This is a genomic window from Sphingomonas sp. H160509 (assembly GCF_024124765.2).
Lineage (GTDB): Bacteria > Pseudomonadota > Alphaproteobacteria > Sphingomonadales > Sphingomonadaceae > Sphingomonas.
On sequence record NZ_JAMXSR020000002.1, the window covers coordinates 894,165 to 909,201 of the forward strand.

Sequence of the window (15,037 nt, forward strand, 5' to 3'; positions counted from 1 at the left end):
ATCAGAACTGATACCCGATCCCGCCCGATGCACCGGCACGGCCCTGCGAGTCATAGGTGCCGCTCAGCTTGACGACCGTGTGGCCATCGCTGAACGCCTTCGACATCCCGACCGCGACCGCCGACTGGCCGGCATAGGTGCCGCCACCCATCGCGATCATCCCCTTGCCCGCTTCATACGCCTGCGGGAGTCCGGCTGCTGCCAGCGCGTTGGAGGTCCCGGCGAAGCTGTCCCGGCGGAGGTTGCGCAGATCGAAGTCGAGCGCCGCGATCCGTCCGTCGGTATAGGCGTTCGCCTGCGTCACCGCAGAGTTGATGCCCGAGTTCAGCTGCCCGACGTTGACCGCGTCGGTGGTCGACACGCCCGCCGCGACGTTGCTCAGCACGGTTGCCTGACCGCCTGCGTTGAACGTCACGTTGGTACGCGAAGGACCGTATTGCACCGAGTTGCTACCCAGCGCGAGCGCACTGTTCGCGGTGCCCTGTGCTGTCGCGACCGCCTGGTTGGTGGTGTAGAGCTGCCCACCGTTCACCGCTTCGGCAGACCCCGCCGCGACCGTACCTGCGGCCACGTTGGCGATCGTCACCGGCGCCGCCGCATTGCCGCCCGCCAGCGTCACGGTGTTGGTCCGCACGCCGTTGGCATCGGTGTTGTACGACACTGCGTTCACCGCCGTCAGCGCCAGGGCATAGACCTGCCCGCCATTGACCGCGTCGGTCGAACCCGCCGCGATCGAGCCGCCCGCGACGTTGTGCAGGCCGACGGGGCCAGCCGCCGCACCGACCAGCGTCAGGTCGTTGGTCTTCGTGCCGCCGTTCGGCGTGGTGGCGCTGCCGGGGTTGGAGTATTGCACCGGCCCGGTCGCACCGTTGCTGATCTGGTTGCCCAGGTTGGTGATCGCGGTCGTATTGTTCGCCACCTGCGTGTTGGTCGCCGCAAGCTGCGCGCCGTTGACCGCGTCGGTCGACCCGGCGGCAACGTTGCCCGCCGCGACGTTGGTGATGACCGTCCCGCCGGCACCGCCGAGCGTGATCGAGTTCTTCGTGCCGTTGTCGTACTGGACGGTGGTGGTGCCCAGTGCCGCGACCTGCGCCGCGACCCCTGCGACCTGGCCGACGTTGGCGGCATCGGTCGCCGCGGTGCCTGCCGCAACGTTGGTGATCTGGCGAGCGCCACCGGCCGACCCGACCGACACTTCACCGACCGAGTTCTGCAAGCCCGCGAGCCCCAGCGCGGCGTAGCCGAGCGTACCGCCACGAAGCGCCGAGGAGCCGGTGCCGATGGCAACGCTGTTGTCCGCGGTGGCGGTCGCTTCCGGCCCGATCGCGATGCTGTCGGTACCCGTCACGACGCTGTCGCCGCGGGTCGAGAGAACCCGGAAATACCGGATGCCCGCACCGCCGTTGATCGCACCATCGACCGCGTCGAAGACCGACTGGACGTTGCCATATTGCACCCCGCCGAACCCGATCGAGGCGAGTACGCGGTTGGTGGCCGCGTCGTAGCTCGACAGTCCACCCAGGCCTGCCGCGACGCTGGTGCCGAGCCCGACGAGCTGCCCGCCGTTGACCGCTTCGGTCGACCCTGCCGCAAGCGTTCCCGCTGCGACGTTGCCGAGCACGACCGGCGCGTTGCCTGCCCCACCCAGCGTTACGCGCGTCCGGGTCGGATCGTCATACTGCACCGACAGCGCGGCGAGATTGCCGACCTGGCCGGCAACGGTTGCCAGCTGGCCACCGTTGACCGCATCGGTCGAGCCGGCCGCCACCACGCCGTTGCCGACATTGTGCAAGGCGACGGCACCAGCCGCACCTCCGACGAGCGTCACGTCGTTCGACGGTACGCCGCCATTCGGCGTGGTCGGTGCACCTGCGCTCGAATATTGGAGCGCACCGATCGCGCCATTCGCGATGTTCGTCGTCAAGTTCGAGACGTTGGTATTGGTGGCGAACAGCTGGCTGCCGTTGACCGCCTCGGTCGAGGTCGCACCGAGCGCGCCTGCCGCGACGTTGCCGATCACGACGGGAGCTGCGCCCGTACTGACGCCGCCAAGCGTGATCCGCGAGCGGCCGACATCGTCATACTGCACCGCGAGTGCCGACAGGCCGCTGACTTGTCCGGAGACACTGGCGAGCTGACCACCGTTGACCGCATCGGTCGATCCCACCGCGACATTGCCATTCGCGACATTGTGCAATCCGACCGGGCCAGCCGCCGCACCGACCAGCGCGACGTCGTTGCTCGGCACGCCGCCATTGGGCGTGGTCGGCGTCGCGGCGTTGGAATATTGCACCGCGCCGATGCCGCCATTGCTGATGTTGGTGGTCAGGTTGGTCAGCGCGGTGTTGGTGTTGGTGACGTTGGTATTGGTCGCGAACAGCTGGCTGCCGTTCACTGCTTCGGTCGAGGTTGCGCCCAGCGTCCCCGCCGCGACGTTGCCGAGCACGACGGGTGCGGCACCAGCCCCGCCGAAGGTCACGCGCGACCGGCTGAGGTCGTCATACTGCACCGCCAAACCGTTCAGTGTGCCGACCTGCCCCGAGACCAGGGCAAGCTGACCGCCATTGACCGCGTCGGTCGAACCCACCGCGACCGCGCCATCCGCGACATTGTGCAGAGCGACCGCGCCGGCGGCACCGCCCACCAGCGTGGCGTCGTTCGACGGCACGCCACCGTTCGGCGTGGTCGGTGCACCCGCGCTGGAATATTGCAGCGCACCGATCGCGCCGTTGGCGATGTTGGTCGTCAGGTTGGTGACGTTGGTGTTGGTCGCGAACAGCTGACTGCCGTTGACCGCATCCGTGGAGGTCGCGCCGAGCGCACCTGCCGCGACGTTGCCGAGCCCGACCGGTGCCGCACCGAAGCCGCCCAAAGTCACGCGGGCGCGGGTCGCATCGTCATACTGGACCGCCAGTGTGTTGAGCGTGCCCACCTGATCGACGACCGTCGACAGCTGACCGCCGTTGACGGCATCGGTCGATCCCGTCGCGACGACACCCGCGGCGACATTGTGCAGCCCGACCGGTCCTGCAGCCGCACCGACCAGCGCGACGTCGTTGCTCGGCACGCCGCCATTCGGCACGGTCGGCGTCGCGGCGTTCGAATACTGGACGGCGCCGATGCCACCATTGCTGATGTTGGTGGTCAGGTTCGTCAGCGCGGTGTTGGTGTTGGTGACGTTGGTGTTGGTCGCGAACAACTGGCTGCCGTTCACCGCATCGGTCGAGGTCGCACCGAGCGCACCTGCCGCGACGTTGGTCAACGCGACGGGCGCCGCGCCAGTCCCGACACCGCCCAACGTCGCCCGCGTCCGCGTCGCGTCGTCATACTGGACGGCGAGCCCGGCCAGCGTGCCGACCTGATCCGTCACGGTCGACAATTGTCCGCCGTTGACCGCGTCGGTCGATCCGGCGGCAACGACGCCATTGGCGACATTGTGCAGCCCGACCGGGCCCGCCGCGACACCGACCAGGGCAGCGTCGTTGGAGGGAACGCCGCCATTCGGAACGGTCGGCGTCGCGGCGTTGGAATATTGCAGCGCGCCGATCGCGCCGTTGCTGATGTTGGTCGTCAGGTTCGTGACGTTGGCGTTGGTCGCGAACAGCTGGCTGCCGTTGACCGCATCGGTCGAGGTCGCGCCGAGCGTGCCTGCCGCAACGTTGCGCAGCGCCACCGCCGGCGCGCCGGTACCGGCTCCCCCAGCGTCACGCTGGTACGGGTCGCACCGTCATATTGGACCGCACCGCTTGCGAGCGTGCCGATCTGCGCCTGGACGCCGGTGAGCTGGGCGACGTTGACCGCATCGGTTGCCGCGGTGCCCGCCGCGACGTTGGTGATCTGGCGTTCGGCACCCGCCGCGCCGACCGAGACTTCGCCGGCCGAGTTCTGGGGAAAAGCGAGCCCGATCGCGGTATAGCCGGTTGCGGCCGCCCGCGAGGATACGCTGCCCGCGCCTAGCGCGACGCCGTTCGCTGCGGTCGCACTGGCACCGGTGCCGAGAGCGATCGCGCCGGTTGCATTGTCGGCGACCTGCGCCTGGCCGCCGAATGCGATCGCGCCAACCGCGCCCGCTCCGGTCCGAGCGGAGTTGCCGAACGCGATGGCATTGGGATCGGCTGCGAAGGCCTCGAATCCGTTCGCCCCGAGGCCGGTGATCCGATTGCCGCCGATCGCGATACCGGCCGGATTACGCAAGGTGAACCCGTCCGCCTGGGTGACGCAGGAGTCGTTCGGGCCGACCGCGACGCCATTGGAGTTGAGCACCGACAACGTGAGCGGCGCATTGTTCGCCGCATCGTTCAGGATACCGGCAACGTCGATGCTGAGCGCCGGGGTCGGCACGCTCGGCAGGTTGGCAACGAGCGGCGGCAGACCGAGAACGGACACCGTCAGTACCCCGGAGATGCTCTTCACGTTGCTGAGGATCGGGTTGACGGTGCTCTGGACCGGGGTTGCGATGCCGGTAACGACCGGGCTGAGGATGTCCGTGACTACCGAACGCGGTAGGCTGACCCCGAGCAGGCTCCAACGATGTTCGGCGCGGGCGTCGTCTGCGCCGACGCCGACTGCGCCGCGAACAGCGACGTGGTCGCCAGCCCGATCAACGAAGCGCCATCGCGCAGGCGGCGCAGCGTGCGGGTAAAGGTGGGCGACTTTGCAGGATGCGAAGCGAACGTCTTGGCGCCAGTCGGCGTCACGGCGTCTCGATTCTGCGGGCGAACAAACGCGTTGGACATCAAACAACCTCCACTGACGACTGCAACAGCAGCCCTGATTTTCCGCATCGTCGAACTCTAGATTCGACTATCGGAACGGGAGGATGTTCACCCCTGTAATACTAACAGTCTGTTACCGTAATAAATAAGCATAGATACGGAACAGACAAAGCAAGTTATCGTTATTCTACACAACTTAAATCCATATCGATCGGAAGATAAAACCGTTCTTGTTGCATAGATCGCGTTTGCGACCAGACTGTTGCTGTATCCGGTATTTCGGATCGTTAATGATCACATCCAAATTGGTCGCTATCCAACCGCCCCAGCAAAATCACCGCAATTCGGTTCGATCGGTGACTTCGGTCGCTCGCACTCGTCATGGGACGCGGATCGCAAAACCGCGCCGTCACACGAGGTGACGACGCGGTTTCGATCGGTCTTTTGGAGCGTGCTGGAGGCGCGATGGCCCCGCCCGACTACGCCCTCTGCAGATGCCGGCGCCCGAGCAACTCCGCGATCTGCACCGCGTTCAGTGCCGCCCCCTTGCGAAGGTTGTCGCTGACGCACCACAGGTTCAGGCCGTTCTCGACGGTCGGATCCTCGCGCACGCGGCTGATGTAGGTCGCGAAGTCGCCGACGCACTCGATCGGCGTAATGTAGCCGCCGTCCTCGCGCTTATCGACCAGCATGATGCCGGGCGCCTCGCGGAGGATGTTCTGCGCTTCCTCGGCCGAGATCTCGTTCTCGAACTCGATGTTGATCGATTCCGAATGGCCGACGAACACGGGTACGCGGACGCAGGTCGCGGTGACCTTGATCTTCTTGTCGAGGATCTTCTTGGTCTCGACCACCATCTTCCACTCTTCCTTGGTCGAGCCGTCGTCGAGGAAGCTGTCGATATGCGGGATCACGTTGAACGCGATCTGCTTGGTGAACAGCTTGGGCTCTGCGGGATCGCCGACGAAGATGTTGCGGCTCTGCTCGAACAGCTCGTCCATGCCCGCCTTGCCCGCGCCGGAGACCGACTGGTAGGTCGAGACGACCACGCGCAGGATCTTCGCCGCGTCGTGCAACGGCTTCAGCGCGACGACCATCTGCGCGGTCGAGCAGTTCGGGTTGGCGATGATGTTGCGGACCTTGTAGCCGTCGATCGCCTCGGGATTTACCTCGGGCACGATCAGCGGCACGTCGGGGTCCATGCGGTAGAGCGACGAATTGTCGATCACGACGCAGCCGGCAGCCGCCGCGATCGGCGCGTAGATCGCCGAACCCTCGGAGCCGATCGCGAACAGCGCCATGTCCCAGCCGTTCCAGTCGAAATGCTCGATGTTCGTGCATTTGATCTGCTTGCCGGTGTCGCCGTAATCGACCATCAACCCCTGGCTGCGCGACGACGCGACGCAGGCGATCTCGTCCGCCGGAAACTGGCGCTCCGCCAGGATGTTGAGGATCTCACGCCCGACATTGCCGGTCGCACCTGCGACCACCACCCGATAACCCATGTCTTAACTCCGATTGGACTTGGGCGGGCAGTACCGACGTTGCGCGGCGAGGTCCAACGGCTTTCGACTTGTTGCGCGGATAGGGGAGTTTGGGGGTAGTCGAGGTTTGGCCGGACCTGGGAGACGGCACCCCTCCCTTCCGTGTTCTCCCGCGAAGGCGGGAGCCCAGTCTGGGCCCCCGCCTTCGCGGGGGAACAAGCTAGTGCTCGGCAAAATGGATCAGCACCTGTCCAGCAGTAGCACCACCCCGGCGGAGGCCGGGGCCCAGTTGGGGGACGTTGCTAATTGAGCGCTGCGGTCCATTACTGCGACCTTTCCAACTGGGCCCCGGCCTTCGCCGGGGTGGTGTGTTGGGGAAGGTGCACAGCTAGATCCGCCCCCCGCCTCAATCGTGCGTACGCGCCTGCCACGTCGCATGCTCGATCCCGTGCACCTTCGCGAGGTGATCCGTGATCGCATCCAGCTCTTCCGCCGGCACGTTCGTCGCCACCAGCGTCGCCGCAATCTCCACCCGGTCCTCCCCCCGCTCGGTCACGTCCAGCTCCGCCACCTGCAACTGCGCCGCCTCCAGATGCTCGACCACCAGATCGCCGATCGGCCCCGCATCCGCCGCCGCCACCGTCACCATCACGCTATACGTAGCCTCGATCGTCCGCCCCTCGGTCGGGATTCGGTTGATCCCGTCGACCAGTGGCCGCAGCGCGGTGTTCGCCAGCAGCACGACGAAGGTGAGCAACCCCGCCTCTGCGATCATGTCGCTGCCCGCGCACGACCCCACCGCCGCCGAGCACCAGAGCGTCGCCGCAGTGTTCAGCCCGCGAACGTTCATCCCCTCCTTCATGATCACGCCCGCGCCGAGGAAGCCGATCCCCGACACGACATAGGCGATGATCCGGATCGACTCGACGTCGCCGCCCAGCCGTTGCCCGAGATCGACGAACGCCGCCGACCCGAGCGCGACCAGCGTGTTCGTCCGCAACCCCGCGGTTCGCTGGCGATATTGCCGTTCCGCCCCGATCAGCGTCCCGAACACGAACGCGGCGATATAGCTCACCACCGTGTCGAGGAACGGCCACAGGTGAAACGTCTCGACGAACCGCATCGGAAATTACTTAGCCGGCGCCGCAGCCGCCTCAGGCACCGGCTTGTCCTTCACCGTCCGGTCGAGGAAGTTCAGGATCGTCCCCCAGACATGCTCACTGATCCCCGGCCCCGCCACGCGGTGCGTATAGCCGGGGTAGAACATCATCTCGAACGGCGTCGCGGTCGCCTGCATCCGCGCGGCCACCTTGGTCGAATTGTCGAGGAACACGTTATCGTCCGCCATGCCGTGGATCAGCAGCAACGGATCGACGATCTTGTTGGCCTCCTCGACCGCCGCCGACGTCGCATAGCTCGCCGGGTCCTTCGCCGGATCGCCGAGATACCGCTCGGTATAATGCGTGTCGTACAGCTGCCAGTCGGTGACCGGCGCGCGCCGAGACCGCGGCCGCATACACGCCCGGCGTCTTCTCCAGCATCTTCAGCGACATGTAGCCGCCATAGGACCAGCCATAAGTCGCGATCTTGCTGGGTTCGACGAACGGCAGCGATTTCAGATAGTTCGCACCCGACAGCTGGTCCTCGACCTCGACCGTGCCCATCGCGTGATAGATCTGGTCCTCGAACGCCTTGCCGCGGTTGTACGAACCGCGATTGTCGATCTTGAAATAGATCCACCCGCGATCAACCAGATATTGCGGCAGCGCCCCCTGCCAACCGCGCGTGACGACCTGGCCGGTGCCTGGTCCGCCATAATGCTCGAAGAACACCGGGTATTTCTTGCCCGGCTCCAGCGGCGGCGTGATCATCTCCCAGTGGAGCGTCATGCCGTTCTTCGCCTTCAGCGTGCCGAACTTGGTCTCCTGATGGCTGGCGAGATACGGATAATAGGGATGCCCCTCGACCACCGCATTCTCGTTGATCCACGAGAGCCGCTTGCCGGTCGCATCCGCCAGATAGACCTGCGTCGGCTGCTTGGGATTCGAGCGCGAGATGATGAACCGGCTCGCGGCGGCGTCCATCGTCGCGCTGTTCCACCAGCCGGTTTCGGTCAGCTTGGTGATGACGTTCGGCTTGGCGACGTCGACCGAATAGAGCTGCTGCTCGAGCACATCGTGCTTGTTGCCGAGGAAGAACAGACGCCCCTTGGTTTCGTCCACGCCGACCAGATCGGTGACGACCCAGTCGCCCTTGGTCAGCTGCGTCCACTTGCCCGACGCGAACCGGTAGAGTTGGCCGTAACCGCTCCGCTCCGACCGCCAGATCAGGCTCCCGTCCTTGAGCACGTGATATGCATCCGACAGGTTGAGCCAGCTCTTCACGCCCGACTTCTCGGTGAACAGCACCGTGGACTTGCCCGTCGCCGGATCGACGCGAAGCATCTCCAGCAGTTTCTGGTCACGGCTCTGGCGCTGGACGAGCAGCATCCGGCCATCCGGCGTCCAGTCTACGCGCGCGAGATAGATATCGGGGTTGGTGCCGAGATCGACCTTCGCCTGACCCGAGCCATCGGGCTTCATGATGTACAGGTCGACCAGCACGTTGGGCGTACCGGCAGCCGGATAGCGCTGTTCGTAAACCTTGGTCCCGGTCGCGCCGATCGACGCGCGCGTCGCGGTATGGACCGGCGCCTCGTCGAAACGCTCCACCGCGACATATTGCTCGTCGGGCGACCACCAATAGCCCGTGCGGCGATCCATTTCCTCCTGCGCGACGAACTCCGCCTCGCCGAAATGCACGGTGCCGCCGCCGCCCGTCGTCACCAGCGCGCGCGTCGCCGCCGGCGAGCGGCTGCACGAAGACGTTCTGGTCGCGGACGAACGAGACGAAGCTGCCCATGGGGCTGACCACCGGGTTCAGCTCGCCGCCGGGCGTGTTGGTCAGCCGCTTCACCTTGCCGTCGAGGCCGGCGAGATACAGGTCGCCGTCGAGGGGCACGAGGATCGATTTGCCATCGGGTGCCCAGTCGTACGCGACGATGCCCTTCTGGCCGCCGATCCGCGCCCGCTCGCGCTGCATCTTCTCGGCCTCGGTCAGTTCCGCGCCGCTGCCGACGGTCTTCGAATCGACCAGCATTCGCGCTTGGCCCGTCGCGGTATCGACCGCCCAGAGATCGAAGCGCTCCTTCTCGTCGGCGCGGTTGCGCAAGCTCGTCAGCAGCGTGCCGTCGGGCGACAGGCGGACCGCTTTCGGCTGCGATCCCGACAGGTCCGGATTGCCGAACACGCGCGCCATCGTCAGGTCGCCGGGCTTGGCGGCTTCGACCGGACGTATCGGTGCAGGAGCGGGTGCAGCAGGCGCGGCCGGCGGCGTGACCTGATCAGCGGCCATCGCGGCGGTTCCGACCGAAGCAAGTGCAAGCCCGAGCAACCATGTGCGCATCCTGTAGTCTCCGTGGGATCACCCCGCCGGATACCGCCCGACGGACCCGAAAATGTTCGGTCGCGCGTTATCGCGGCGGCATGCTCTGCCGTAAAGGGCGCATCGTGATGCCGAGCGAACCGAAACGACCCCGACTCGCATCAGCGTCATTTCCCTCCAACACGGCATAATGAACGCTCCGTAAACTCCGTCTTTACGTCCTTCGTTTATGGCAAGCGGGACATCGTCGCGGATCGAGATTTCCGTGGTGCAGCACGGCCGGGGAATGATGGTTTCGAACGCGGGCATACAGGACGGGGAGCCGAGCGAGCGGAGCGCATGGGATGCGTTCGTCGCGCTCGCCGACGCGGACGGCAGCGCAGCGCATCCGCATCATGCGCGCCTGATCGCCGGCGGTCCGGGCCAGCGCAACCTCTCCGACGCGGTCCACGCGCTGTGCGCGGTCCACGGCGACCATCCCGGCCTAATCGTCGACGTGCTCGCCCGCGCGATCCAGCCCGAGGCATCGGACTGGCTCGCCGCCGCCGCCAGTGGCTTCGCGGACGAGCGCACCTATCTCGCACACCTCACCGCCGCGGTCGGCCCCCTACCCTCGACCCCAGGCCAGGCGGAGAGCGAGTCGGCGCTGGTCGGCGAACGTCACGCACTCGAAATGCTCGCCCGTTCGGAGCGTCGTGGATGTGCGACCGGGGCGGTGGCTGCGCTGCTCCATGACTGGCGCGCGATCCGCCGCGTCCTCGATGTCGCCGCCGAGCGGTTCGGAGTAGCCGTCCCCGCGATCACGCTTCCGTCCGAGACCGACACCGCCGCGCTCGTCGCGGAACTCGGTGCATCGCCCGGTTGCCAGCGCGCAATCCTGTTCGGCGCGGAGCAACTTTTTTGCACAGCACCGCGGCCTGTGGTCGCTGCTCGAAGCGCGATCGAGTGCCCGCGGCGACCTCTGACCGCTTGCGCTGACCGACGCTTCCCCTCTATCCATACCGGGTATTCAGAACCGGACGGGACATCGCATGAAGCGCTTCGAGGGCACCCAGAGCTACGTCGCGACCGACGATTTGAAAGTCGCGGTCAACGCCGCCGTCACGCTGCGCCGCCCGCTGCTGATCAAGGGCGAGCCCGGCACCGGCAAGACCGTGCTCGCCTACGAGATCGCCAAGGCACTCGGCGCGCCGCTGATCGAGTGGAACATCAAGTCGACCACCAAGGCGCAGCAGGGCCTGTACGAATATGACGCGGTCGCCCGCCTGCGCGACGGCCAGCTTGGCGACGCGCGCGTCCACGACATCGGCAACTATATCCGCAAGGGCAAGCTGTGGGAGGCGTTCACCCAGCCCGCGCCGCCCGTCCTGCTGATCGACGAGATCGACAAGGCCGATATCGAGTTCCCCAACGACCTGTTGCAGGAACTCGATCGGATGGAATTCCACGTCTACGAGACCAAGGAAACCGTGCGCGCGGTCGAGCGCCCGATCGTCATCATCACCAGCAACAACGAAAAAGAACTGCCCGACGCGTTCCTGCGCCGCTGCTTCTTCCACTACATCAAGTTCCCCGATCGCCAGACAATGCAGGCGATCGTCGACGTCCATTTCCCCGGCATCCAGAAGATCCTGGTCAGCAAGGCGATGGACCTGTTCTACGACGTCCGCGACGTGCCGGGCCTGAAGAAGAAACCGTCGACCAGCGAGTTGCTCGACTGGCTGAAGCTGCTGCTCCACGAAGACATGCCGCTCGACATCCTCCAGAACCGCGACCCGACCAAGGCGATCCCGCCGCTCCACGGCGCGCTGCTGAAGAACGAACAGGACGTCATGCTGTTCGAACGCCTCGCCTTCATGGCGAAGCGCCAGAAGAACCAGGGGGTAAACTCTAGAGGAACCGGCGGCCGTGCATGAGCACCGCCGCCGGTCCGATATTTCGAGCGTTACGTGACGTTCGGACCCGTCGGGATATAGTCCAGCGCCAGATGCGGCAGCGAGATCGGGCTGCGGAAGTTGAAGCGGTTCACCGTCGCCGGATCGGGGATGTGCAGCTTCTTGCCAAGCGTCACGAAATACCAGGCGGGTGACGCTCCGCTGATCGCGATGAACGAGCCCGCGGCGAGCGCCAGTCCCTTCGGCATGTTGTCGACGATATAGTCGCTGTTGATGATTCCGCTCCAGTCCTTGAAAAGGCTGTTGAAGGTAGCGGGATCGGGAATCCAGTGAAGCTCGCCCCACATGACCAGATAGATCGCACTCGTCGTGTGCGCCGCGACGCGGAGCCCGTCATACTGCTTCCAGTTCACGGCACTGGTGAGCAACGCTTCTGCCGCAACTGCATCGATTGTATCGCTGATATCGACCGACATGATCACAATCCTTTTATGGTGAAACGGTGATCACTCAGTCGGACAAGCGAAGTATTCCGATCGGGGAACCACGTAGTCTCTTTGAACGCAAATCCCGGGATCGGTCCGTCGATACGCGACCACTTCGGAGTTATTGCACGACGCCGCAGTTTTCGTGGGCCGTGTTCGAGAACTATACGTATTTGAATCAACAGGATCGACGTCACCGGCCGTTCAGCTATTCGGCGCCATTGTGACCGCAATTCGTCGAGACGGTCACGGCGATTGGCGAGCCGATCGCGGCGAAGTCCGACGGAATAGATATTGATGCACATTAACCATCTGCGGCAACAATAATGCCATACCTGTCCGGCAAGGTGACGGCATGAGATTGTATGCTTTCCGTCGTTGGGCGCCGGCACTGCTGGCAATCGGCATGGCCGCCCCCCGCATCCGCCTCTCTGCTCGACTATGTCGGCCAGTGCGTCCCCTTCGCGCGCGCCGCGTCGGGCATCCAGATCTACGGCAACGCCTGGACCTGGTGGGAGCAGGCCGACGGCAAGTACGAACGCACGCACAAGCCCAAGGAAGGCGCGGTCATCGTCTTCGCCAAGACCCCGCGCCTGCCGTTCGGCCACGTCGCGGTCGTCAGCCGGGTGGTCGAGAAGCGCGTCGTCATGCTCACCCACGCCAACTGGTCACGCCAGAACGGTGAGCGCGGCCATGCCGAGCAGGACGTCACGCTGTTCGACGTCTCGCGCAACAACGACTGGAGCGACGTGAAGGTCTGGTACAAGGACGTCGATGGCCTCGGCGGCGGGGTGTATCCAGTGTACGGCTTCATCTATGGCCACGCGCATGCGGCTGCCGAACTGACGAGCCGGAACCCTGATTATGTCGGCGCGCTGATCGATGCGTATGTGCCCGTAAGCGGCGAACCGATCGCCCGCTGACTTCGCCCCCTCCCCTGAAAGGGAGGGGTCGGGGGTGGGTCGGCTTCCGCACATCCGAACGGGAGTGGCTCAAGCTGGCCTACCCACCCCCAAGCCCCCTCCCTTCCAGGGGGGGGAGCCAGAAGACCCGCACGCTTCAATACTAAGCATTGCCGCCACCCTCGAAACCGTGCCACCACCGTAGCCGAAAAGACGGTGAGGATAACAATGCGGTTCAAGGCTCTTACGACGATCACCCTTGCGCTGCTCACAACGTCCGCGCTGGCGCAGAAGGAAAAGTCCCCGCCGCCCGGTGGCGACATCCCCGCCAAGTTCGTCCCCGCCAACGCCAGCTTCGACTTCGACCGCCGCGAGGTTGACATCCCGATGCGCGACGGTGTCACGCTCCACGCGGTCATCGTCCAGCGCAAGGGCGTCACCGACGCGCCGATCCTGCTCCAGCGCACCCCCCTACAACGCCGAGAGCGTCGCCAGCCGATCGTCCAGCCCGAGCGGCGCGATGAACTTGCGCGCATCCGACGCGATGTTCTTCGATGCCGGCTACATCCGCGTGTTCGAAGACGTCCGCGGCAAGAACGGCTCGAACGGCGCGTACATCAACGAACGCCCGCTGATCGGCCCGCTCAACAGGACCAAGGTCGACCACTCCACCGACGCGTACGACACGATCGACTGGCTCGTGAAGAACCTCGAAAACAGCAACGGCCGCGTCGGCATCATGGGTGGCAGCTACGACGGCATGATGGCCGCGATGGCGCTCGTGAACCCGCACCCCGCGCTGAAGGCCGCCGTCCCGATGAACCCGGTGATCAACACCTGGAAGGGCGACGACGACTTCCACGGCGGCGCGTTCCGCCAGATCGGCTACGACTATTACTACACGCAGGACGCCGCTAAGGGCGAAGCCGGCGACCTGTGGCGCGACGCGTACGACGATTACGACACGTTCCTGCGCGCCGGGTCCGCCAGCGCGTTCGTGAAGAGTCGCGGGCTAGAGCAGTTGCCGTTCGTCAACCGCCTCCACGATCACCCGACCTACGATGCGTTCTGGCAAGGCCAGGCACTCGAGACGATCCTGCCCAAGCAACCACAGACCGTGCAGACGCTCTGGGTCGCCAGCCAATGGGACCAGGAGGACATCTACGGCGCGGTCGCGGCGTATGAGGCCGTGTCGAAGGTCGACCCCAACCACGTCAACCACCTCGCGCTGGGCCCCTGGGCGCATGGCGGCGCGAACGGCGACGGCTCGACGCTCGGCGCGATCCGCTTCGATTCCGACACCGCGCTCTGGTTCCGCAAGAACGTGCTGCTGCCGTTCCTGAACGGCGCGCTGAAGACCGGCGGTAGCCCCGCACCGCTCGCCCCCCGTCACCGCGTTCCAGACCGGCACCAATCAGTGGCAGACCCTAGCCGGCTGGCCGAACGCGTCCGCTACGCAGAAACTCTATTTCCAGCCCGCCAGCGGCCTCGGCACCACCGCCCCCGCGCAGGACGGCCACGACGACTATATCTCCGACCCCGCGAAGCCGATCCCCTACCGCCTCCGCCCGATCCGCCCGACCTACGCGACCGGCTCGACGTGGCGGCAATGGCTGGTCGACGATCAGCGCCCCTTCTCCGATCGCACCGACGTCCTGACCTACCAGACGCCGCCGCTGACCAGCCCGGTCGCGATCGCCGGCGCGCCCGTCGCCGACCTGATCGCCAGCACCACCGGCACCGATGGCGATTTCGTAGTGAAGCTGATCGACGTCTACCCCGCCGAATATTCCGACAAGCCCGAGATGGGCGGCTACCAACTCGCCGTCTCGATGGACATTTTGCGCGGCCGCTACCGAGATAGCTTCGAGAAGCCGGCCCCGATCGTCGCTGGCCAGCCGACGCATTTCCGCGTCGTGCTACCCAACGCCAGCCACGTCTTCCTCCCCGGCCACCGCATCATGGTCCAGGTCCAGTCGAGCTGGTTCCCGCTCTACGACCGCAACCCGCAGACCTATGTCCCCAACATCTTCGACGCGAAGCCCGCCGACTACCGCAAGGCCACGATCAGCGTCTTCCACTCGACCGCGCAGCCCAGCGCGATCGAACTGCCGATCGCGGCTACCAAGTGAG

Annotated in this window: 7 protein-coding genes and 4 pseudogenes; 5 read left to right on the forward strand and 6 right to left on the reverse strand. The window is 65.6% G+C overall.

All coding sequences use genetic code 11. The annotated features are described in order from the left end of the window. Position 1 precedes the first annotated feature (1 nt). From NHF48_RS05900 to NHF48_RS05920, 5 genes and pseudogenes are all read right to left on the reverse strand, one after another. Positions 2-3,673 carry a beta strand repeat-containing protein gene (locus tag NHF48_RS05900; RefSeq protein WP_253070562.1) on the reverse strand — a complete coding sequence of 1,224 codons (3,672 nt, stop codon included), beginning with the start codon at positions 3,671-3,673 and terminating at the stop codon, positions 2-4. Beyond that, positions 3,571-4,743 carry a hypothetical protein gene (locus NHF48_RS05905; protein ID WP_253070563.1) on the reverse strand — a complete coding sequence of 391 codons (1,173 nt, stop codon included), beginning with the start codon at positions 4,741-4,743 and terminating at the stop codon, positions 3,571-3,573. Before NHF48_RS05905 ends, NHF48_RS05900 begins: the two co-directional genes overlap by 103 nt. A gap of 451 nt (positions 4,744-5,194) precedes the next feature. After that, entirely contained in the window at positions 5,195-6,220 is a 1,026-nt protein-coding gene (locus tag NHF48_RS05910) for an aspartate-semialdehyde dehydrogenase (protein ID WP_253070564.1), read from the reverse strand. 385 nt (positions 6,221-6,605) lie between these two features. Then, positions 6,606-7,322, reverse strand: coding sequence for an MgtC/SapB family protein (locus NHF48_RS05915; RefSeq protein ID WP_253070565.1), 717 nt, complete (start codon positions 7,320-7,322; stop codon positions 6,606-6,608). A gap of 6 nt (positions 7,323-7,328) precedes the next feature. Further along, positions 7,329-9,643: pseudogene (locus NHF48_RS05920) on the reverse strand (S9 family peptidase). A 268-nt stretch (positions 9,644-9,911) separates the two neighbouring features. Here NHF48_RS05920 and NHF48_RS25790 point away from each other — a divergent pair. Next, positions 9,912-10,466, forward strand: a pseudogene (locus NHF48_RS25790) (DUF6975 family protein); the annotation flags it as partial. Positions 10,467-10,653: 187 nt separating this feature from the next. Next, entirely contained in the window at positions 10,654-11,538 is an 885-nt protein-coding gene (locus NHF48_RS05930; protein WP_253070567.1) for an AAA family ATPase, read from the forward strand. A gap of 29 nt (positions 11,539-11,567) precedes the next feature. On the opposite strand, the gene NHF48_RS05935 is transcribed toward NHF48_RS05930, so the two are convergent. Next, positions 11,568-11,993, reverse strand: a complete 426-nt coding sequence (locus NHF48_RS05935) for a hypothetical protein (RefSeq protein ID WP_253070568.1) — start codon at positions 11,991-11,993, stop codon at positions 11,568-11,570. Between the two features lie 374 nt (positions 11,994-12,367). Between NHF48_RS05935 and NHF48_RS05940 the strand changes: the two genes are divergently transcribed. From NHF48_RS05940 to NHF48_RS05950, 3 genes and pseudogenes are all read left to right on the forward strand, one after another. Further along, complete coding sequence (locus tag NHF48_RS05940) at positions 12,368-12,925, forward strand: CHAP domain-containing protein (RefSeq protein WP_253070569.1); 558 nt, start codon at positions 12,368-12,370, stop codon at positions 12,923-12,925. 499 nt (positions 12,926-13,424) lie between these two features. Then, positions 13,425-14,216: pseudogene (locus NHF48_RS05945) on the forward strand (CocE/NonD family hydrolase); the annotation flags it as partial. 124 nt (positions 14,217-14,340) lie between these two features. After that, positions 14,341-15,036 (forward strand): annotated as a pseudogene (locus tag NHF48_RS05950) (CocE/NonD family hydrolase); the annotation flags it as partial. Position 15,037 lies beyond the last annotated feature (1 nt).